Source organism: Micrococcus sp. Mcc28 (genome assembly GCF_024519775.1).
Classification (GTDB): Bacteria; Actinomycetota; Actinomycetes; order Actinomycetales; family Micrococcaceae; genus Micrococcus; species Micrococcus luteus.
The window spans coordinates 18,324-38,155 of sequence record NZ_JALJRH010000016.1 but is presented as its reverse complement, the minus strand read 5'-3'; the positions used below and the strand labels follow the sequence as shown (position 1 = coordinate 38,155).

General features: G+C 73.0%; 19 protein-coding genes. 4 read left to right on the top strand and 15 right to left on the bottom strand.

Annotated elements, in window-relative coordinates; genetic code table 11:
* Positions 1-141 precede the first annotated feature (141 nt).
* Positions 142-702: a GNAT family N-acetyltransferase gene (locus NR073_RS09265; protein ID WP_036341622.1), complete on the top strand. Its 561-nt coding sequence runs from the start codon at positions 142-144 to the stop codon at positions 700-702.
* Between the two features lie 32 nt (positions 703-734).
* Here NR073_RS09265 and NR073_RS09260 read toward each other — a convergent pair whose 3' ends face one another.
* The gene (locus NR073_RS09260; RefSeq protein WP_036341620.1) at positions 735-2,390 is read right to left on the bottom strand and encodes a thiamine pyrophosphate-dependent enzyme; all 1,656 of its coding nucleotides are present in this window, start codon (positions 2,388-2,390) and stop codon (positions 735-737) included.
* Between the two features lie 167 nt (positions 2,391-2,557).
* On the opposite strand from NR073_RS09260, the gene NR073_RS09255 reads away from it, so the two are divergent.
* Together NR073_RS09255 and NR073_RS09250 are read left to right on the top strand one after the other, a co-directional pair.
* A complete protein-coding gene (locus tag NR073_RS09255) occupies positions 2,558-3,334 on the top strand; it encodes a CGNR zinc finger domain-containing protein (RefSeq protein ID WP_078025677.1) in 777 nt (258 codons plus the stop codon).
* Between the two features lie 96 nt (positions 3,335-3,430).
* A complete protein-coding gene (locus NR073_RS09250) occupies positions 3,431-4,417 on the top strand; it encodes an L-lactate dehydrogenase (RefSeq protein WP_129867186.1) in 987 nt (328 codons plus the stop codon).
* A 10-nt stretch (positions 4,418-4,427) separates the two neighbouring features.
* Here the strand turns inward: NR073_RS09250 and NR073_RS09245 are convergent, their stop codons facing one another.
* The 4 genes from NR073_RS09245 to NR073_RS09230 form a co-directional block, all read right to left on the bottom strand.
* The gene (locus tag NR073_RS09245; protein ID WP_049144854.1) at positions 4,428-4,829 is read right to left on the bottom strand and encodes a hypothetical protein; all 402 of its coding nucleotides are present in this window, start codon (positions 4,827-4,829) and stop codon (positions 4,428-4,430) included.
* A gap of 190 nt (positions 4,830-5,019) precedes the next feature.
* The gene (locus NR073_RS09240) at positions 5,020-5,601 is read right to left on the bottom strand and encodes a hypothetical protein (RefSeq protein WP_010079963.1); all 582 of its coding nucleotides are present in this window, start codon (positions 5,599-5,601) and stop codon (positions 5,020-5,022) included.
* Positions 5,602-5,661: 60 nt separating this feature from the next.
* Entirely contained in the window at positions 5,662-7,074 is a 1,413-nt protein-coding gene (locus tag NR073_RS09235; protein ID WP_135040410.1) for an MATE family efflux transporter, read from the bottom strand.
* Position 7,075: 1 nt separating this feature from the next.
* Positions 7,076-8,029 (bottom strand): CPBP family intramembrane glutamic endopeptidase, encoded by a 954-nt coding sequence (locus NR073_RS09230; protein ID WP_036317511.1) that lies wholly within the window; start codon positions 8,027-8,029, stop codon positions 7,076-7,078.
* Between the two features lie 143 nt (positions 8,030-8,172).
* On the opposite strand from NR073_RS09230, the gene NR073_RS09225 reads away from it, so the two are divergent.
* Positions 8,173-8,586 (top strand): VOC family protein, encoded by a 414-nt coding sequence (locus NR073_RS09225; protein WP_020621736.1) that lies wholly within the window; start codon positions 8,173-8,175, stop codon positions 8,584-8,586.
* 10 nt (positions 8,587-8,596) lie between these two features.
* Here NR073_RS09225 and NR073_RS09220 read toward each other — a convergent pair whose 3' ends face one another.
* The 10 genes from NR073_RS09220 to NR073_RS09170 form a co-directional block, all read right to left on the bottom strand.
* Positions 8,597-10,108, bottom strand: a complete 1,512-nt coding sequence (locus NR073_RS09220; protein ID WP_256748765.1) for a SulP family inorganic anion transporter — start codon at positions 10,106-10,108, stop codon at positions 8,597-8,599.
* A gap of 63 nt (positions 10,109-10,171) precedes the next feature.
* Positions 10,172-11,266 (bottom strand): hypothetical protein, encoded by a 1,095-nt coding sequence (locus NR073_RS09215; protein ID WP_049147055.1) that lies wholly within the window; start codon positions 11,264-11,266, stop codon positions 10,172-10,174.
* A gap of 16 nt (positions 11,267-11,282) precedes the next feature.
* Positions 11,283-11,969, bottom strand: a complete 687-nt coding sequence (locus NR073_RS09210; protein ID WP_020621739.1) for an ABC transporter ATP-binding protein — start codon at positions 11,967-11,969, stop codon at positions 11,283-11,285.
* The gene (locus NR073_RS09205; protein WP_020621740.1) at positions 11,966-13,021 is read right to left on the bottom strand and encodes a hypothetical protein; all 1,056 of its coding nucleotides are present in this window, start codon (positions 13,019-13,021) and stop codon (positions 11,966-11,968) included. The genes NR073_RS09210 and NR073_RS09205 overlap by 4 nt, the downstream gene beginning before the upstream one ends.
* On the bottom strand, positions 13,018-13,764 hold the full coding sequence (locus NR073_RS09200; protein WP_227717954.1) for a hypothetical protein: 747 nt from the start codon (positions 13,762-13,764) through the stop codon (positions 13,018-13,020). Before NR073_RS09200 ends, NR073_RS09205 begins: the two co-directional genes overlap by 4 nt.
* Before the next feature lie 13 nt (positions 13,765-13,777).
* On the bottom strand, positions 13,778-13,948 hold the full coding sequence (locus tag NR073_RS09195; protein WP_020621742.1) for a hypothetical protein: 171 nt from the start codon (positions 13,946-13,948) through the stop codon (positions 13,778-13,780).
* 372 nt (positions 13,949-14,320) lie between these two features.
* Entirely contained in the window at positions 14,321-16,426 is a 2,106-nt protein-coding gene (locus NR073_RS09190; RefSeq protein ID WP_049147053.1) for an ABC transporter ATP-binding protein, read from the bottom strand.
* Positions 16,423-18,180 (bottom strand): ABC transporter ATP-binding protein, encoded by a 1,758-nt coding sequence (locus NR073_RS09185; protein ID WP_141843677.1) that lies wholly within the window; start codon positions 18,178-18,180, stop codon positions 16,423-16,425. Before NR073_RS09185 ends, NR073_RS09190 begins: the two co-directional genes overlap by 4 nt.
* Before the next feature lie 516 nt (positions 18,181-18,696).
* Complete coding sequence (locus NR073_RS09175) at positions 18,697-18,972, bottom strand: metal-sensitive transcriptional regulator (RefSeq protein ID WP_044659303.1); 276 nt, start codon at positions 18,970-18,972, stop codon at positions 18,697-18,699.
* A 72-nt stretch (positions 18,973-19,044) separates the two neighbouring features.
* Positions 19,045-19,827, bottom strand: a complete 783-nt coding sequence (locus tag NR073_RS09170; RefSeq protein ID WP_080696032.1) for a sulfite exporter TauE/SafE family protein — start codon at positions 19,825-19,827, stop codon at positions 19,045-19,047.
* Positions 19,828-19,832: the final 5 nt, after the last annotated feature.

Genomic DNA, 19,832 nt, shown 5'->3' with positions numbered 1-19,832 from the left:
GCCAGACGTTTCGGCTGCAATCAGGGGCTGATCACGACCGAAACGTCTGGCTCACGGCGCAGGGGGTGGGGAGGGGAGGAGGGCTGGGGCGGCGGGCGGCTCACGCGGCCACGCCCGGCGTCCCCCTCGTACACTCGGCACATGCTCCCGGACCCCAGCCCCACCGTCACCGTGGACGGCCTCCTGCTGCGCCCGCTGCGCGCCGCGGACGAGATCGCGGCGCGCGAGGCGGACGCCGAGCTGCATCGGGAGGGGTTCGACTTCCTGATGGCCGGCACCCGCTCCTTCCCCGCGGTCCGCCGCGCGTTCGCCGCCGAGGCGCGCGGCGACGTCGAGCCCGGCCGCGCGCCCGCCTCCTTCTACGTGGGCGTGGACGAGAACGGTGAGCTGGTGGGCCGGGTGTCCGTGCGGTGGGAGCTGAACGAGGCGCTGCGGCACGTCAACGGACACGTGGGCTATGCGGTGCGCCCCGCGTTCCGGCGGCGGGGCCACGCCGCGCGGCTGCTGCGCGGCGCCCTGACGCTGCTGGCCGCACGCGGGGTGCCCGCCGCCCTGCTCACGTGCGACGAGACGAACACCGCCTCCGTGGCCACGATCCGTGCGTGCGGGGGCGTGCTGCGGGACCGGGTCGAGGCGGACCTCGACGGTGCGCCCTTCCCCGTGCCCCAGCTGCGCTTCGACGTCCCCACGACGGCGGCCTGACCGGAGGGACGGCGGGGACCGCGCCGCCGGCCTCAGTAGGCCTTGACGCGCTGCTCCACGATCAGGTGGATGAGCGCGAACCGGCCCTCCTCCTGGACCGCCTTGAGCGCCGCGTCCACGGCCGCCGGCACGTCCGCGTCCCGCTCCACGCGCACCCCGAAGCCGCCGAACGCCTGGGCCATGGCGGCGAAGTCGGGGTTCTTCAGCTGGGTGCCGGAGACGCGCCCGGGGTACTGGCGCTCCTGGTGGGTGCGGATGGTGCCGTACTCCTGGTTGTCCATGACGATCACGAGGGGCGTGGCGCCGTACTGCGCGGCGGTCGCCAGCTCCTGGCCGTTCATGAGGAACTCGCCGTCGCCGGCGATGGTCACCACGGTGCGGTCCGGGAAGTTCAGGGACGCGGCCACGGCACCCGGCACCGAGTAGCCCATGGAGCCGTTGCGGGCCGAGATCATGGAGCGATAGCCCTCGGTCGGGAAGTACCGGTGCGCCCAGTTGGTGTGCTCGCCCGCGCCGAGGGAGATCATCGAGTCCTTCGGCAGCTTCGGCACCAGGTTGGCCATGAGCGTGGCCATCTTCGCCTGGCCCTCGGACGGCTCGGCCGGGGGCAGGGCCGCGAACTTCTCCTGCTCGCCGCGCATGCGGGAGGTCCACTCCTCCCACTCCGGCTTGACCTCGAGCTCCATGCGGACGAGGTCGCGGATGAACCCGTCCGGCTTGGCCACGATCTGGTGGGACACGGGGCCGGAGCGGCCGCGCAGGGACGGGTCGATGGTGACCAGGAAGTTCTTCTTGTCCCAGTTCTGGCGGATGGTGAAGCCATTGGTCACGACGTCGCCCGGCACGGTGCCGACGAACACGATGAGGTCGGTCTCCTCGAGCATGTCGTAGGTCGGCTTCGGGCGGCCGTAGCCGATCGGGCCCACGTAGGACGGCGAGGAGAACGGCACGGTGCCCTCGGTGCGCCACTCGGCGGCGGCGGGGATCTTGTGCTCCTCCAGCCACGTCGTCAGGGTCTGCGCACCCTCGTCCGTCCAGTCGTTGCCACCGGTGATGAACAGCGGCTTGCGGGACTCCTTGAGCGCGGCGTGCAGGGACTTCCAGTCCCCCACGGTCATGCCGCCTGAGGCCACGGGGATCTGCGGGTGCAGGTGCGCATCGATCTCCTCACGGATCACGTCCTCCGGCAGGCCGACGACGACGGGCCCGGGCCGGCCCGAGCTGGCGGCGAACATGGCCTCGGCCACGATCTCGGAGGCGCGCTCCGGGTGGTCCAGGACCATCACGCGCTTCGCACCGGTGCCGAACCAGGCGTGCGGGTCGAACTCCTGGAAGGCCTCGCGGTCGCGGTGCTCGAACGGGATCAGGCCGACGAACAGGACGAGCGCCGTCGAGTCCTGCCACGCGGTGTGCAGGCCGACGTGGGCGTTCGCGGCGCCCGGGCCGCGCGTCACCATGGCGACGCCAGGGACCACGTTCATCTTGCCGTCGGCCTCGGCCATGTACGTGGCGCCGCCCTCGTGGCGGCACACCACGTTCTCGATGCCCGAGTCGTGCAGGCCGTCCAGGACGTCCAGGTAGGACTCGCCCGGCACGGAGTAGACGCGCTTCACGCCGTGGGACTCGAGGGTCTTGACGATGACGTGCCCGGCGGAGAGGCGACCGGTCGCCTGGGAGGTCTGGGACATGGAGGTCTCCTGTGCTGGTTCGGGGGCCCCTCCGGCCCCGTGGGTGCACCCCGCCGTGCAGACGGGGTCCGTGGGGGTCAGGGTACTGGACGGGGCGGCGCCGGAGGCGACCCGATACGCGGCGTGAAGCCGGTGACGGGAGGGCGGGCCCGCCGTACGATTTCCCCATGCTCTCCGCGCCGACGCTCACCCGCCTCGCCTCCCTGGCCGCGTTCCTGAACACCGCCCCCGGCCTGCGGGGCGGTCAGCCGGCGGACGAGCGGTTCACCGCCGCCACGCAGCTGCCCTCCCTCGTCCCTGAACTCCAGGAGGACGAGGTCCGCCTCCGCCTGGCCGCCGCCGCGGCCGTGCGCGGCCGCGAGCTCCGCGGCCGTCTGGCCGAGGTCTGGGCCCTCGCCGCCGTGGACGAGGCGGCCGCCGTGGAGCGCGTGAACGCCCTCCTCGCCGCGGCCGGGCCGCTGCGGCTGACGGCCGGGGGCGACGTCGTCGGGCTGGCCCCGGCACAGGTCCCCGCCGACGCGGTCGAGCGGCTGGCCGCGATGGCCGCCCTCGCGCTGGCGGAGACCGCGATGGACGGCGAGCTGGTCCGCCTGCGCGTGTGCGAGGGCGAGGACTGCGAGAACGCGCTCGTGGACGCCAGCCGGAACCGGTCCAAGCGCTTCTGCGACGAGGCCAACTGCGCCAACCGCACCCACGTGCGCTCCTACCGGGCACGCCTGGCCGAGGCGGCGGAGGCCGCACCCGCGACGGATCCGGCCGGTCCGGAGGAGGCGGAGGCGCCGGAGGCCGTCGCGGATGAGGCGGCCCCCGCCGACAAGCCCCGCCAGGAGACCGAGAAGGAGAAGAAGGAGCGCAAGAAGGCGGAGAAGAAGGCGGAGAAGAAGGCCCGCAAGAAGGCGGAGAAGAAGGCCCGCAAGAAGAAGTCGGACAAGAAGAAGGACTGACCCGGCCCCACCCGCCAGGTGACCCGCCGCTGAACATCCGGGGACGGGGCGGCCTCTGGTTCCGTCGGCCGGCCGGACGCCCCTAGCCTGCGAGACATGAGCGAGCACACCCCCGCCCACACCCCCGCGTCCCTCGGACCCGCCCACCGCAAGGTCGGCGTCGTGGGGGCCGGCGGCGTCGGCACCGCGATCTGCTACGCGGCGCTGATCCGCGGCGTCGCCCGCGAGGTCGCCCTCTACGACATCGACGAGCCCAAGGTCCGCGCCGAGGTCCTCGACCTGGCCCACGGCACCCCGTTCACCTCTGCATCCGCGATGACCGGCGGCGCGGACCCGGACGTCCTGGCCGGCTGCGAGGTCGTGGTGATCACGGCCGGCGCCAAGCAGAAGCCGGGGCAGACCCGCCTCGACCTCGGCGCGCACAACGTGGAGATCCTGCGCGGCCTGCTGCCCCAGGTGCAGGCGCACGCGCCGGAGGCGCTGATCGTGCTCGTCACCAATCCCGTGGACGTCCTCACGCTGGTGGCCCAGCGCCTCACCGGTCTGCCTGCCGGCCGGGTGATCGGCTCGGGCACCCTCCTGGACACGTCCCGCCTGCGGTGGCTGCTGGCGTCGCGGGCGCAGGTCCACCCGTCGTCGGTGCACGCGGCCATCCTCGGCGAGCACGGGGACACGGAGTTCCCCGCGTGGAGCTCGGCGCGCATCGGCCCGACGCCCATCCTGGAGTGGCCGACGCCGGTCGACCCGCTGTTCACCCGCGCCGACCTGGACGAGGTGGCGGACACCGTGGTGCACGCCGCGTACGAGGTGATCCAGGGCAAGGGCGCCACCACGTACGCGGTCGGCGTGGCCACGACCCGCCTGCTCGAGGCGATCCTGCGCGACCAGCACGCCATTCTGCCGGTCTCCACCGTGCTCGACGGCGTCCACGGGCTCTCGGACGTCGCCCTGTCCATGCCGTCCGTGGTGGGGCGCGACGGCGTCACCCGCGTGATCCAGCCCGAGCTGGACGACGCGGAGATGCGGGCGCTGCACGCCTCGGCGGACGCGCTGCGGCGGGAGGCACGCAGCCTCGGGTTCTGAGGCGCCGGGCTCAGGCGCGGGGGGCGTCGCCTCCGGTGCCGCCCTGCTCGCGGCGCTCGGCGGCGGCCTGGGCGCGGCGGTCGGCGGCGGCCTTGCGGAACATCTCCTCGGAGGAGCGGTTCACACCGGAGCCCTGGGAGAGGTGGTCCGGGTTCTCGCGCGCGGCGAGCTGCAGCATGGCCACCACCACGAGCGAGGTCATGAAGAAGACGCCGAAGGCGATCAGCGCGATGTCGACGCGCAGTGGATTCTGGGTGCCGCCGGAGGCGGTGATGCCGGCGATCACCCCGCCGATCAGGCCGAGCACGGCGGAGAAGACGAGCGGGCCCTTGACCGTGGTGCGCAGACCGCCGCGTGCCGGGCGGCCGGATCCGGCGCGATCGGCGGACGGGCGGGGGGACGGTGCGCTCACGGCGGGACTCCTGACGGCTGGGGGCGGCTGGGGCGACACGGCCCGCGCAGGCGCCCGGGGCTGAGGCCCTCGGGGCGCGGCGGACCGGAGCCAGTCTACGCGTCCGGCCGACGGGTGGCCCCTCGGGGCCCCGAGGTCCTCCCCCGGCGAACGTCCGCCCCGCGGGTCAGGACGACGACGTCGGCCCGGTTCAGAGGCCCCTGGCCGTGCCCCGGTCCCGGCGCACCTCGTGGTGGAAGCCGAGCCCGGAGACCATCAGGAGCACGCCGATCAGGATCGCCCCGCCGCCGGCGATGCCGAGCAGGGCGTGCGGGCCGAAGCCCTGCAGGGCGGCCACGACCACGCCGCCCCCGGAGAGCAGGCCCACGAGTCCGGTCCACAGCTGGTCCCGCGCGGGGATGAACTCGCGGCGGTGGCGGGCCCACGCCACGAGCTCGGCGACGCCGCCGAGCACGAGGGCGGCGCCGGCCGCCACGCCCACCGCCGCCGGGGACCCCAGGAACAGCAGCACGATCACGCCGAGCATCCACGCGGCCGCCGCCAGGGACAGCGGGGAGCGCATGGCCACGGGCACCGGGTCGCGGCGCAGGTACTCCCACATCGCCGAACCGGAGAACGCCAGGTACAGCGCGAACATGACCTTCATCCACGTCAGGCCCGGCTCGGCGACGAACACGGTGGTCAGACCGAACGCCAGCGCCACCACGGCGCGGATCAGGATCGGCTTGAACACCACGGACGAGATCTCGAGGGGGGTCTGCACGGTAGCCACCGCCCCAGTCTAGGAGCCGTGCGGCCGCGGTCCGGCCCGCGCGTCACCGCCCGGACGCGCTCACCCGACGCCGAGCCGCATCCATTCGTCGCGCCGGGCCCGCCAGCCGAGGGTGAGCGCCCGCATCCCCATGTAGACCCCCGCGAAGCCGAGCCAGAGCAGGCCCAGCTGCACACCGGCGTCGGGCACGGCGGCGTTCGGTCCGGGCCAGGCCGCGGTCCAGCCGAACCCGCCCGTGGCGAGCTGCGCGAGCACCCAGAGCGCCGGCGCGTAGACCACGAGGTTCACGAGGCCGGCGAGGGCGAGGTAGCGGGCATCGCCGGCGCCGATCAGCACGCCGTCCAGCACGAACACGTACCCGGCCACCGGCTGCCCGGCGGCCAGCACCCACAGACCCACGGTGGCGGCGGCCTGCACGGTGGGGTCCGTGGTGAACAGCCCCGGCAGCACCGGTGCCGCCAGGGCCAGCACGGCCCCGGTCACGACGCCGAAGCCCAGCCCCCAGCGCACCATCGTCCGGGTGAGGCGACGGGCCGCATCCGGCCGGGCGGCCCCGAGCTCGGCGCCGATCAGGGCCTGTGCGGCGATCGCGAGGGCGTCGAGGGCGAACGCCAGCGTGGAGAACAGCGTGAAGACGAGCTGGTGCGCGGCGAGGGTGAGGTCGCCCGCGCCGGCAGCGGCCATGACGGTGAGGAGGATGGCCGCCCGCAGGCTCGCGGTGCGCAGCAGCAGCCACGAGCCCACCTGGGCCGTGGCCCGCATGCCCGACGCGCGGGGCGCCCACGCCGTGCCCGAGCGGCGGAAGCGCGGGGCCAGCACGAACAGGTACGTCACGAGCATCGCCCACTGCACCACGGACGTGCCGACGGCCGAGCCGGCCACGCCCCAGCCCAGCCCGTACACCAGGGCCACGTTCAGCCCGATGTTCGCGCCGAAGCCCACACCCGCCACCACGAGCGGCGTCACGGTGTCCTGGAGGCCGCGGAGCACCCCGGTGGCCGCGAGCACAGCCAGCAGGGCCGGCAGCCCCGGCATGGACCAGCGCAGGTAGGCGACGGCGTGGGCCTGCACCTCGCCCGTCGCGCCGAGGGCCGCCGTCAGCGCGGGGGCCGCGAGCCAGCCGAGGACGGCCAGCACCGCGCCGAGCAGCAGGCCCAGCCAGATGCCGTCGCGGCCGCGGTCCATCGCGGCGGCCGGGTTCCCCGCCCCGATCAGCCGGGCCACCGCCGGGGTGGTGGCGTAGGCCAGGAAGATCATGAGGCCGGTGAGCGTGTGCAGGATGGTGGTGCCGATCCCGACGCCGGCCAGCTGGGCCGTGCCCAGGTGCCCGATGATCGCGGTGTCGGCCAGCAGGAACAGCGGCTCCGCGATGAGCGCGCCGAACGCGGGGACCGCGAGCGCGAGGATGCGCCGCGTGAGGGCGCGCGCGTCCTGCGGGGCGGGCGCCGCCGTCGAGCCGGAGGGTCCTGCCATCTCAGCCCAGCAGGGCCAGCAGCGGGGCCAGCGCCGTGGTCGGGGCAGTGGGGCCGGGCAGCGTGTCCGGCAGCAGGGGGGCCACGAGGTAGAGCATCGCGATGGCGATGCCGTTGTTCACCATGTGCAGCAGCACCGCGTACCCGAACGAGCGGCCCATCAGGATGTAGGACACCGTGATCGCCACCGCGAGGGTCAGGTACGGGACGGTCTCCACGAGCCGGAAGTCGCCGCCGGTGCCGAGGAAGTGCAGGAGTGTGAACGCGAGCACGGAGACCACGGCGCACACCCACACGTTGATCCAGCGGGAGAGCTTGCCGATCAGCAGGTGGCGGAACAGGTACTCCTCCACGAGCGGGGCGGCCACCACGGTCATGAGGATCATGAGCACGGGCGGGGCCTGCGTGGTCATCTCCTCGAGCGCGGCCTGGTTGGCGCTGGTCTGCGCCTCCCCGATGAGGCTCAGCACGATCACGTTCACGACGATGCACGCCAGCCACGTGGCGGGCAGCAGCAACAGCTTCCACCACGTCCCCGTGCGGAACACCCGCAGCGACGTCACGAGCGGGCGCCAGGCCACGGCCAGCACGAGCACCACGAGGATCGCGTAGCTGACGATGTTCACCGTGAACCCGTCGCGGACCAGGTCGAACGCCTCGAGGTCACCGGGGACCAGGCCGAGCGACACCGCCAGCCACAGCCCCAGCCCGAGCACCATGAGCGCCACGTACACGAGCACCACGACGGCGTCGCCCCAGTGGAACCGACCCGGGGTCCAGTCCGGCGCGGGGCGGGCCGCGGGCCGGCGGCCGGGCCAGCCGGCGGGGACGCCACCGGGGGCGCCGGGGTGCCCGTGCAGGCTCGGGGCGACGGCGGCGCGGCGGGCGGACGGCCGGCCCGACGGCGGCCAGCCGGCGGGCGGACCGGCCGGCGGGCCAGAGGGAGGAACGCTCATGGCGGCCACGCTACCAACGGGGGCGGACGCGCCAGGCCGCGGGCGCCGTCGTCGGGAGCGGCTCCGTGGCCCACGCCACGCCCGCGCGCCCGCGACACGCGCGCGGTGGCGGCGGGCCGAACGCCTCGTCTACGGTGCTCCCCATGGCCTTGTTCTCCCAGCCGGTGTTCATCAACCTCCCGACGACGGACACCGAGCGGATCCGTGAGTTCTGGACGACCCTGGGCGCCACCGCGATGGACGACTACTCGGACGAGCACTCGGTGTGCATCGAGCTCACCGAGTCGACGTACGCGATGTACCTCAGCCCCGGCTACTACACCGACTTCATCGGCAACCGTGAGATCGCCGACTGCCTCACCACCAACTCCGCCCTCATGGCGCTGACCGTCGGCGACGCCGCGGCGGTGGACGCCCTGGCGGACCGGGCGATCGAGCTCGGCGCCGCCGAGGTGCCCCTGCCCGAGGACCTGCGCGAGGAGATGGCCGACTCCGGCATGCACTCCCGCGAGATCGTCGACCCGGACGGGCACCAGTGGGAGTTCGTCACCGCCTGAGCCCGCCGGCTCAGGCGCCGAGTCGCCCGGTGAGGCGCGCGTGCATCGCCGCGGAGGCCTCGTTCAGCCCCGTCACCTCGGCGTGGATCCCGTGCCGGGCGTACTTGGTCAGCACCGAGTCGAGCGCGGCCACAGTGGAGGCGTCCCACACGTGCGCGGCACTCATGTCGATCACGACGCGCGGCGGGTCGAGGGCGTACTCGAACTGCGAGTAGAGGTCGTTCGAGGACGCGAAGAACAGGGCGCCGTGCACGCGATACGTGACGGCGTCGCCGTCGTCGTGGACCTCGCGGACCACCGTGACCAGACGCGAGACGCGCTGAGCGAAGAGCACCAGCGCAGCGAGCACGCCCACACCCACGCCGATCGCGAGGTTGTGAGTGAGCACCGTGGCCGCCACGGTCACGACCATGACGGCGGTCTCCGAGCGCGGCATCGCGCGCAGGGTGGCGGGGCGCACCGAATGCCAATCGAAGGTGGCGGCGGCCACGAACATCATCACGCCCACGAGCGCGGCCATGGGGATCTGCGCCACGAAGCCGCCGAAGGCCACCACGAGCACCAGCAGGAACACGCCCGCGAGGAACGTGGAGATCCGGGTGCGGGCGCCGTTCGCCTTGACGTTCATCATGGTCTGCCCCACCACGGCGCAGCCGCCCATGCCGCCGAACAACCCCGAGACCACGTTCGCGACACCCTGCCCCCAGGACTCGCGCGTCTTGTCCGAGCGGGTGTCGGTGATGTCGTCCACGAGCTTCGCGGTGAGCAGGGACTCGAGCAACCCCACGAACGCGATGCCGACGCTGAACGGCAGGATCAACCGGAGGGTCTCCCACGTCAGCGGGACGTCCGGCAGGCCGAGCACGGGCAGCGCATCCGGCAGCGCGCCCCGGTCCCCCACGCGCGGCACGGCCAGGCCGGCGGCCATCACCAGGGCGGTGACCACGACGACGGCCACGAGCGTCGAAGGCACCGCGGTGGTGAGCCGCGGCAGCAGCACCACGATCGCCAGGGCGAGCGCCGTGAGCGGGTACACGAGCCACGGGACGCCGATCAGCTCGGGCAGCTGCGAGGTGAACACGAGGATGGCCAGCGCGTTGACGAACCCCACCATCACCGAGCGCGGGACGAACCGCATGAGCCGGGCCACACCGAACACGCCGAGCAGGATCTGGATGACGCCGCCGAGGATGATCGCGGCAAGCAGGTGCCCCACCCCGTACGCGTGGGACAGCGGTGCGACGACCAGCGCCACCGCCCCCGTGGCCGCGGAGATCATGGCGGGCCGGCCGCCCACGATCGCCGTGGTCACCGCCATGGTGAAGGACGCGAACAGCCCGACGCGCGGATCCACGCCCGCGATGATCGAGAACGCGATGGCCTCCGGGATCAGCGCGAGCGCCACCACGACGGCGGCCAGCACCTCCGTGCCCAGCAGCCGAGGGCTGCGCAGGGTGCGCAGGACGGACTGCCGCTGGAGCGGCGTGAGGGCAGGCGGGGGCGCGGCGGGTAAGGCGGGCATGCTCCCGAGGGTAGCGGTGCGCGGGCGGGGTGCCCGCCGGTGAGCGGGCCCGCCCGCCACCCCTCACGCCGTCCGCATCACCCGCACGGGGTCGCGGAACGCGGCGAACGCCGCCGGGGCGAGGCTGGCCAGCAGCGCGGTGAGGGCGGCCAGCACGGCCACCGCCGCCACGAAGTCCACCCCCAGCGTCCCGCCCTGGCCGGCGACGACGGCGTACCCGGCTCCGGAGCCCAGCACGGCGCCCAGCAGCGCAGGCACGGCGGTGCGCACGGCCACGAGCAGGATCAGGTCTCCGCGGCCGATGCCGAGGGTGCGGCGGCGGCCGAGGTCGCGGCGGCGGATGAGGACGTCGGCGAGCACCACGATGGACACGAAGAACGCGCCGGCTCCGAGGATCAGCAGCAGCAGGGAGCGTCCGAGCCCGGCGAGCTCGCCGGTGATCACCTGGTTGCCGGCGGAGAGGGCACGGGCGGTCTGGATGGAGGAGGCGCGCGGGTCGGGGTCGATCACGGCGAGCGCGGCCTCCTGCATGGCGCGGGTGCCGGCGGTGTCGGCGGCGAGGACGCGGACCTGCTGCATCACGAGGGCGTCCGGGGCGGCGGGGACGGTGAGGGCGTAGCCGTCGAGGTCCTGGAAGGGGTCCTGGGCCTGGAACGCCCCGACGACGGCCCACTGGCCGCCGTCCGTGGCCTCGATCGCTCCGGAGGGCTGGGCGAGGCCGAGCTCGGCGAGCTTGGCCTCGGGGACCACCACCTCGCCGGGGGCGGGCAGGCGGCCGCGGGTCAGCACGATGCCACGGTCCAGGGTGCCGACCACGTTCGTCACGGCCACGCGGGCGCCGCCCCGGCCGATCCCGGTGTTCACGGCGTCCATGGGCGAGTCCCGGGCGAGGGCGGCCTCGGCGGTGTCGAGTCCGGCGAGGGTGGCCGCGGTGGCGCCGGTGAGGAAACCGGTGCCGCCGGTGTCGGTGACGGTGAGCACGCGGGCGCCGGGGCCGGAGAGCTCTGCGGCGACGGCCGCCTCGGTGGCGGCCTGCCTGCCCACGGTGGCCACGGCGGCGAAGCACATGGCGGCCACCACGAGCAGCACGAGGGCGGAGGGCACGGGAGAGGTGCGTGCGGCGGTGACGGCTTCACGCAGCAGGGTGCGCAGGTTCATGGGCGGTCCTCCCGGTTCACAGCCGCACCACCTCGTCGGCGCGGGCGACGACGGCGGGGTCGTGGGTGGCGACCACCACGGTGCGCCCCTCGGCGGCGGCATCGGCGAGGGCGTCCATGACGAGGCCGGCGTTGTCCGGGTCGAGGTTGCCCGTGGGCTCGTCCGCGAGGACGACGACGGGCGCGTTCACGAGGGCGCGGCACACGGCCACCCGCTGCGCCTGCCCGCCGGAGACCTGCCCGGGCCGGTGGTCGGCGCGGTGGGCGAGGCCGAAGCGCTCGAGCAGCGCCCGTGCCCGGTCCTCGAGCGTCTGGCGCTCCAACCCGGCGTAGAGGCCGGGCTCCACCACGGAGTCCAGGATGGGGCGGGACGGGTCCAGCTCCGAGTCCTGGAACACGAATCCCACGGAGGTGGCGCGCAGGCGGGAGCGCTCCCGGTCCGGGCGGGTGGAGGCGTCGACGTCGCCGAGGCGCACCACTCCGGAGGTGGGCGTGAGCATGAGCCCGAGCACGTACAGGAGGGTGGACTTGCCGCGCCCGGAGGGCCCGGTGAGGGCGGTGACGGCGCCCGGCGTGAACGCGTGGGTGAGGCCGTCGAACAGCTCCTCGGCGGCGCGGGTATAGGCGAAGCGCAGGTCCTCGACGGCGAGGGCGGCGGGGACGACGGGGGCGGCGGGCGTGCCCGGGGTGGCGGGCCCCGTCATCGGGTGCCGTTCAGCACGCGCACCTGCTCGCCGGCGTCCACGCCGTCCACGACGGCGAGGCCGTCGGCGGAGCCGAGGACGGTGACGGTGCGGTCCTCCGCGGCGCCGTCCCGGACCACCGTGACCGTCGCGGCGCCGTCTGGCTGGGTGCGCAGGGCGGACACGGGGACCACGGGCCCGGAGACGGGCGGGACCACGCTGACCTGGGAGAGCAGGGAGGTGGTGGCGTCGGCGGGCAGGGTGTCGCAGTCCTCGCCGCAGACCACGCCGCCGTCCGGGGCGGTGAGGGTGATGCGGATCAGGCCCTGCTCGTCGGAGGTGGACTCGCCGGCGACGGCCTTCCATTCGTGTTCGCCGTGGGGCACGGTGACCTGGGTGCCGGCCGGGATGAGGGCGGCCTGCTCCTGGTTGACCTCGAGGGCGAAGTCCGGTTGGTCGCCGGGGCGGGCCACCACGTTCTCGCCGCCGGCGAGGGTGGTGCCGACGGCGGTGGTCTTCGCGTCCACGCTGAGGGGCGCGGGGAGGGCGTCGAGGACCACGAGCTGGCCGAGCTCCACGGTGTCCGCGGCGGGGTAGCCGCGTTCGGTGAGCCAGTCGTCCCAGGCGTCCGCGGTGGCCTCGTCCCACGTGCCGGTGGCCTCCACCTTCGCGCCGGTGGCGGCGAGCATGCGCTGGAACGCGGCGACGTCGTCGCCGGAAGTGCCCTCCCCGAGAGGGCGCCACTGGGGAAGCTCGCCCTGGAGGACGAGCACGGGCTTCTGGGCGACGGCGTACAGCACCTCCCCGGCAGCCACCTCGCCGGACTCTCCGGCCCGGGTGACGACGCCGGTCAGCGCGTTCACCGCCGCCGGCGTCTGCTCGCGCGACACGGAGACGCCGAGGGTGATGACGCGGCCGAGCTCCTGCTCGGCGACGGTGACGAGGGCGCTCGCGGCCGGACGCTGCTCGGCCTGAGCCGGAGGGGTGAGCGTGACCCGGCCGGCCCAGAAGGCGAGCGCGGCGACGGCCACGAGCGCAAGGACGAGGGCGGCCCAGCGGGCGGGGCGATTCATCCGGATGACCCCCAGAAGACATCCTGCGGCGGAAGCTCCGGGCATGTCTGCGCGACCTCGGCCTGGCGTTCTGCCGACACGCCCCTCATGCTGTCCGCGAAGGGCCACCACTGGTGGCGGCCTGGAGTGTAGAACGCGGAGACGAATGCCTCTTTGGAGGGGCGCGCGGAGGTGTCGACCGTGTAGCCGTAGGCCTCGAGACACGGGATGAGGTATTGGTCCCAGTAGTCATAGACGAGGCGGAGCTGCGGATCGGTCCAGTCCTGGGTGTAGCTCGGATCCACCGGGTGCTGTGCGTAGCAGGTCACGTAGGCCGCCTCGAAAGCAGACCTCTGGGACTCAGGTGGGGTGTCGATCTGAATTCCCCCGGTCGGACCGACCGAGTTCGGCCACCCGGCCTCGGCCAGGCATGTGGACACCATGCGGTCCGACTCGAGGGACGTGGCGTACCACCCGGAGCGCTCCACCTGAGGCGGCGCGGGCATTCCCGCCCCCTGAGCGTGCCGCGCGACTTGCTCACGGTAGGCGCGCTCCTTCTCCGCCTCCGTCGTCAGGAGGGGTTCGATCCTCTCGGTGGGAACCCACTGCGAGGCGTCCCAGGTCTTCTCGGCCGTCGCGGTGGGGGGAGCGGCGACCGTGGATGAACCGCCGAGGCCCGCAGACTCCCGACCGACGCAGCCGGTGAGGGTCAGGGCGACGGCCGCCACCAGGGCGGCCGTCGCAGGAATGCGTAATGAAGTCATCGGTGCCGGCGAGTCAGTACGGGTAGTAGCAGTAGCCGTAGGTGCCCGACAGGAGGAGTCCTGCGCTGCAGTCCTGCCGACCGGAGTCCGTCAGCGCCTGCGCTGGCACCGCACCGGAGACGGCCAACGGTCCAGCGACGGCCACGCCGGCACCGACCTTAGAAATCCGCTGCTTCATACCCATGTCGCTCCTCCTTATGGTTCACGCTCAGTCGTGATCTGCGTCACACTCTATGAAGGTGCTCGCCCTGTGTCCAGAGAATTCTCGGTCGGTCCACAGACGTGCCCCACCAGGGAGTCAAGAGGGTCCTGCGCGTGACGGATGCGCAATCTCAGGGGACGAATGAGCGCGGCCACACCGGCAGGGGTGGCCCGACGATCGGGTTTCGATACTCCCGTCACCGCCGCGCGCCCTAGCCCCGTACACCTCCGGCTCCGGAGAGGTGCGGGCTCGTGAAGCTCACCGGCACCTGGATCGAGAAGGTCATCGGGTGGTCCCGTGTCGCAGCGACGCCAGCGGCCAGTGGCTGGGCGCCGGCGCCATCCAGCCCCGGCCTCAGCGGGCGTCCTCGCGCGCGGCGGGCGCGCCGTCGTCGTCCTGCTCCTCCGCCTGTTCCCCGCCCTGGAACTGGCTCCTGTACAGCCGGAAGTACGCGCCGCGAGCGGCCAGCAGCTGATCGTGCGAGCCCTGCTCCACGATGTCGCCGTCCTCCATCACGAGGATGACGTCCGCGTCCCGGATGGTGGAGAGGCGGTGGGCGATCACGAAGCTCGTGCGGTCCGAGCGCAGCGCCGCCATCGCGCCCTGGACCAGCACCTCGGTGCGGGTGTCCACGGAGGAGGTGGCCTCGTCCAGGATCAGGAGCGAGGGCTGGGCCAGGAACGCACGGGCGATGGTGATGAGCTGCCGCTCGCCCGCGGACACGTTGGCGGCGTCCTGCTCGATCACGGTGTCGTAGCCGTCGGGCAGGGTGTGCACGAAACGGTCCACGTAGGTGGCCTTCGCCGCCGCGACGACCTCCTCGTCCGTGGCGTCGAGTCGGCCGTAGCGGATGTTCTCCCGGATGGTCCCGCCGAAGAGCACGGCGTCCTGGAGCACCATGCCGGTGGCGGCGCGCAGCTCGCCGCGGCTGACCGTGCGGGTGTCCACGCCGTCCAGCAGGATCCGCCCGCCGTCCACCTCGTAGAACCGCATGATCAGGTTGACCAGGGTGGTCTTGCCGGCACCGGTCGGCCCGACGATCGCGACCGTCTGCCCCGGCTCCGCCACGAAGTTCAGGTCCGTGATGAGCGGCTTCTCCGGCGTGTAGGAGAAGCGCACATGCTCGAACTCCACGCGACCGCGCAGCGGGCGCGGGAGGTGGGCGACGCCGTCGGGCCCGGGGATGGCGGAGGGCGCCGTTTCCCGAACGAAAGCGCTCTCGGAGGGCGCCGTTTCCCAAACGAAAGTGCCGTCGGGGGTGCGGGCGGGGGTGCCGTCGGGGGTCTCCTCCGGCTCGTCGAGGAGCTCGAAGATGCGCTCGGCCGACGCCACGCCGGAGATCAGCATGTTGGACATGCCGGCGATCTGCCCAAGCGGCTGGTTGAACTCGCGCGAGTACTGGATGAACGCGGTCACGGCGCCGAGGGTCATCTGCCCGTTGGCCACGCGCAGGCCGCCGACCACCGCGATGCCCACGTAGCCCAGCCAGTTCACCCACTGCATGATCGGCATGATCATCCCCGAGTAGAACTGCGCCGTGAACGCGGCCTCGTACAGCTCCTCGTTGCGCTCGTCGAAGCGCGCGGCCATGTCCCGCTGACGGCCGAACACGGTCACCAGCTCGTGCCCCGTGAACGACTCCTCGATGTGCCCGTTGAGCCGGCCCGTCTCCCGCCACTGCGCGGAGAAGAGCGCCTGGGACTTCTTGCCGATCACGCCCACCACCACACCGGCCACCGGCAGGGCGACCAGGGCGATGAGCGCGAGCTGCCAGGACAGCCAGAACATCATGCCGACGATGCCGATCACGGTCAGCACCGAGTACACGAGCGAGGCGAACGCCTGCTGGAGGGCCTGCTGGACGTTGTCCACGTCGTTGGTGGCGCGGGAGAGCAGGTCGCCGCGCTGCCCGCGGTCGAAGTAACTCAGCGGCAGCCGGTTGATCTTGGCCTCGATCTCCTCGCGCAGGCGGAAGACGATGCGCATGACGATGTCATTGAGCACGCGGCCCTGCAGCCACATGAAGGTCTGCGCCACCAGGTACATGCCCAGGACGATGAGGATCAGCCGGCCCAGCTCGGTGAAGTCGATCCCCTCGCCCGGCGTGAACGCCATGCCGGAGAGCATCTCTGCGGCCTGGTCCTCGCCCTGGGCGCGCAGCCCGTCGATGACCTGCTCGCGGCTCAGCCCGCCGGGCATCTGCGCGGAGACCACGCCGCCGAAGATCACGTCCATCGCCCGGCCCAGGACGTGCGGGGCCCACACGTTGAGCACGACGGCGACCAGCACCATCAGCGCGACCACCACCAGGCCCAGCTTCTCCGTGCGGAACAGGCTCATGAGCCGCTTCGCGGACGGCCAGAACGCCTTGGCCTTGCGGGCCGGCCCGCCGCCCCAGTCGTCGGTGGCGCCCTGCTCCTGGATCTCGAGGATCTCCTCGTCCGTCAGGTGCTCGCTCATGCCACGTCCTCCGCGGTCAGCTGGGAGTCCACGATCTCCCGGTAGGTCTGGTTGTCCGCCAGCAGCTCGGCGTGGGTGCCGCGGCCGACCACGCGGCCCTCGTCCAGCACGATGATCTGGTCGGCGTCGGTGATGGTGGCCACCCGCTGGGCGACGACGATCCGGGTCACCCCGGCCGCCGCGCGGTCGAGCGCCGCCCGCAGCCGCGCGTCGGTGGTGACGTCCAGGGCGGAGAATGAGTCGTCGAACACGAGGACCCGCGGCTCGGCCACGAGGGCACGCGCGATGGACAGGCGCTGGCGCTGGCCGCCCGAGACGTCCGTGCCGCCCTGAGACAGCCGCGAGTCCAGACCGGAAGCCGCCGCCTCTCCCTTGCCGGTGGTGCGGGCGCGCACGAAGTCGGCGGCCTGGGCCGTCTCGAGGGCCGCCCAGATGCGCTCGTCCGAGGCGTCCGGGGCCCCGAACTGCATGTTCTCCCGCACGGTGCCCGAGAACAGGTACGGCTTCTGCGGCACGAGGGCCACGGCCTCGGTCAGCTCGGCCCGGGCCAGGTCGGTCACCGGCACGCCGTCCACGAGCACCTCGCCGGACGTCGCGTCGTACAGCCGCGGCAGCAGGCTGATCAGCGTGGACTTGCCGGAGCCGGTCGAGCCGATGATCGCCGTCGTGGTGCCGGGGGCGACGGCGAAGCTCACGTCGTCGAGCACCGGCGCCTCGGCGCCGGGGTACTGGAAGGTGACGTGGCGCAGCTCCACGGCGCCGTCGCGACGCGCGGGGGTCACCGGGCGGACCGGCTCGCCGAGCGTGGGGACGGTGTCCAGGACCTCGCCGATGCGGCGGGCGGAGATCACGGCGCGCGGGAGCATCATCATCATGAAGGTGCCCATCATCACCGCCATGAGGATCTGCAGCAGGTACTGCATGAACGCGGTGAGCGCGCCGACCTGCACGAGCCCCGCGTCCACGCGCTCGCCGCCGAACCACAGGACGGCGGAGGTGGCCAGGTGCAGGATCATCGTGATGACCGGGCCGAGCAGCACGAACAGCCGGCCGATCCGCACGGACGTCTCCGTCAGGGCGGCGTTGGCGTCCGTGAACCGGCGCGTCTCGTGGCGTTCGCGCACGAACGCGCGGACCACGCGGATTCCCTGGATCTGCTCGCGCATCACGCCGTTGACGTCGTCGATGTTGTCCTGCATCCGCTGGAACAGCGGCATGAGACGCGCGACGATCCACGCCACGATCACCAGCAGCACCGGCACGGAGACCCACACCAGCCAGGACAGGCCCGGGTCCTCGCGGATGGCCATGATGATGCCGCCGACCGCCATGATCGGCACGGCCACCATGAAGTTCAGGGCCATGAGGGTGAGCATCTGGACCTGGTTGACGTCGTTGGTGCCGCGCGTGATGAGGGTCGCGGCGCCGAAGCGGCCGAGCTCCTCCGCGGAGAACGCGTCCACGCGGGTGTAGACGGCACGGCGCAGGTCCCGGCCGACGCCCATCGAGACTTTCGCGCCGAACCACACGGCGGCGATCGCGGCGACCACCTGCACCAGCGCGACGCCGAGCATCACGAGGCCGATGTCCCAGATGCGGGCGGTGTCGCCGCGGGCTACGCCCTCGTCGATGATGCGGGCATTGAGGCTGGGCAGGTACAGCATGGCCAGCGTGCTGATCAGCTGCAGCACGACGACGGCCGCGACGGCGCCGCGATAGCGCCGGCCGTGACGGCGGAGCAGGGTCCAGAGCATGGGGCTCCCAGGGAGTCGGGATGGGCGCGCGGCCGCGTGGGCTGCAGTGAGGTGGGCCGAAGGGGGCCGGGCTCATTGTGCCCCAGCCGCGGGAGGGCGCGGGCAGCAGCCGTCGTCGAGGGGACGCGGGCGCACCCCGGACAGCCGGCTGCCGAACCACCCGCTGGCGGACCCGTACGAGGACTGAGCGACGCCAGACGGGGGGCGTGAGCCAGACGTTTCCGCGGCTGAGGGTCCCTCAGAACAGCACGAACATCTGGCTCACGCCCCCGGAACGCCTGGCTCAGCGCCCGAAGAGCCTCGCGAAGAACCTTGCGGCCCCGGCACGGCCCGCGCGGGCTGCGTCGCGCTCGGCATCAGGGTGACGGCCATCGCACCACTGCGCCGCGGGGACGACGGCCTTGAGGGACTCGACGTGCCGGCCGCATCCGGCCCAGGTGGCCCTGCGGCAGACGGGTCAGCGCGCCGGACGGCACATGAGGGATCCTTTCGGCGAGGGGGCTTCGGGGTGGCCGGTCAGGCCAGGGTCATGAAGAGCTTCTCGAGCTCGGCGACGGTGAGCTTCTCCTCGTCCTCCGCCTTCTCGGGGTCGGCGAGGCAATACTGCATGGCGGATGAGACGACCGCGAAGCCGGCGCGATCCAGCGCGGTGGAGACGGCGGAGAGCTGCGTGACCACGTCCTTGCAGCGACCCTCGCCCTCGACCTCGCGGATGACGGCGTCCAGCTGGCCGCGGGCCCGCTTGAGGCGGTTGAGGATCTTGCGCTGGGTCTCGGCGTCGGCGGTGCGCACGGCGACCTCCTTTGTCACGGTGGCGGGGAGGGGAATCATATCCCCAGGGGTATCCGGCGACGTCGCCGGATGTCACACGAGGAGACCGATGAGCTCCCGGACGAGGATCACCAGGCCCATGGCCAGCACGAACCAGCCGAAGCCCTTCTTCAGCGCCTTCTCCGGGACCCGCTTCATGAGCGGAACGCCGATCAGCGCACCGACCACGGCCACACCGGTGACCCACAGCAGCAGGTCCCACGGCAGCGTCACGCTGGTCAGGTAGCCGCCGAGGCCCGCGAAGGACTTCATGGCGATCACCAGCAGGGACGTGCCCACCGCAGCGGACATCGGCAGGCCGCCGAGCAGGACCAGCGCAGGGACCACGAGGAACCCGCCGCCGGCGCCGACGATGCCCGTGACGAAGCCGACGACGACGCCCTCCAGCAGGATCTTCCCGAGCGGGTGGCGGCGGGGCTCGACGTCAGCCGAGGCCTCCACTGAGGGGGCGGCCGCCGGCTGCGTCTTCTTGGGCCGGATCATGGCCCACGCCGTGAAGAGCATCATCACCGCGAAGGCGATCAGCAGCAGGGTCCCCGGCAGGAAGCCGCCGACGACGCCGCCCAGGAGGGCACCCACCATCGAGGCCGCGCCGAAGATCAGGCCGGTGCGCCACCGGACGGTGCCGTGCCGCGAGTGCAGCAGCACTGAGACCAGCGAGGTCACACCCACCACGAACAGGGAGCCCGCGATGGCCTGCTTCGGCTCGAGGCCGGCCACGTACGTCAGCAGGGGCACCATCAGGATCGACCCGCCGCCACCCATGAGGCCGAGCAGCAGGCCGACCACGAGGGCCAGGGCGAGGACGATCCACATCACGG

Coding starts and splice junctions, on each gene's coding strand:
- NR073_RS09265 (WP_036341622.1), top strand. CDS start 142: ATGCTCCCGGACCCCAGCCCCACCGTCACCGTGGACGGCCTCCTGCTG.
- NR073_RS09260 (WP_036341620.1), bottom strand. CDS start 2,390: ATGTCCCAGACCTCCCAGGCGACCGGTCGCCTCTCCGCCGGGCACGTC.
- NR073_RS09255 (WP_078025677.1), top strand. CDS start 2,558: ATGCTCTCCGCGCCGACGCTCACCCGCCTCGCCTCCCTGGCCGCGTTC.
- NR073_RS09250 (WP_129867186.1), top strand. CDS start 3,431: ATGAGCGAGCACACCCCCGCCCACACCCCCGCGTCCCTCGGACCCGCC.
- NR073_RS09235 (WP_135040410.1), bottom strand. CDS start 7,074: ATGGCAGGACCCTCCGGCTCGACGGCGGCGCCCGCCCCGCAGGACGCG.
- NR073_RS09230 (WP_036317511.1), bottom strand. CDS start 8,029: ATGAGCGTTCCTCCCTCTGGCCCGCCGGCCGGTCCGCCCGCCGGCTGG.
- NR073_RS09225 (WP_020621736.1), top strand. CDS start 8,173: ATGGCCTTGTTCTCCCAGCCGGTGTTCATCAACCTCCCGACGACGGAC.
- NR073_RS09220 (WP_256748765.1), bottom strand. CDS start 10,108: ATGCCCGCCTTACCCGCCGCGCCCCCGCCTGCCCTCACGCCGCTCCAG.
- NR073_RS09215 (WP_049147055.1), bottom strand. CDS start 11,266: ATGAACCTGCGCACCCTGCTGCGTGAAGCCGTCACCGCCGCACGCACC.
- NR073_RS09210 (WP_020621739.1), bottom strand. CDS start 11,969: ATGACGGGGCCCGCCACCCCGGGCACGCCCGCCGCCCCCGTCGTCCCC.
- NR073_RS09205 (WP_020621740.1), bottom strand. CDS start 13,021: ATGAATCGCCCCGCCCGCTGGGCCGCCCTCGTCCTTGCGCTCGTGGCC.
- NR073_RS09200 (WP_227717954.1), bottom strand. CDS start 13,764: ATGACTTCATTACGCATTCCTGCGACGGCCGCCCTGGTGGCGGCCGTC.
- NR073_RS09195 (WP_020621742.1), bottom strand. CDS start 13,948: ATGGGTATGAAGCAGCGGATTTCTAAGGTCGGTGCCGGCGTGGCCGTC.
- NR073_RS09190 (WP_049147053.1), bottom strand. CDS start 16,426: ATGAGCGAGCACCTGACGGACGAGGAGATCCTCGAGATCCAGGAGCAG.
- NR073_RS09185 (WP_141843677.1), bottom strand. CDS start 18,180: ATGCTCTGGACCCTGCTCCGCCGTCACGGCCGGCGCTATCGCGGCGCC.
- NR073_RS09170 (WP_080696032.1), bottom strand. CDS start 19,827: ATGTGGATCGTCCTCGCCCTGGCCCTCGTGGTCGGCCTGCTGCTCGGC.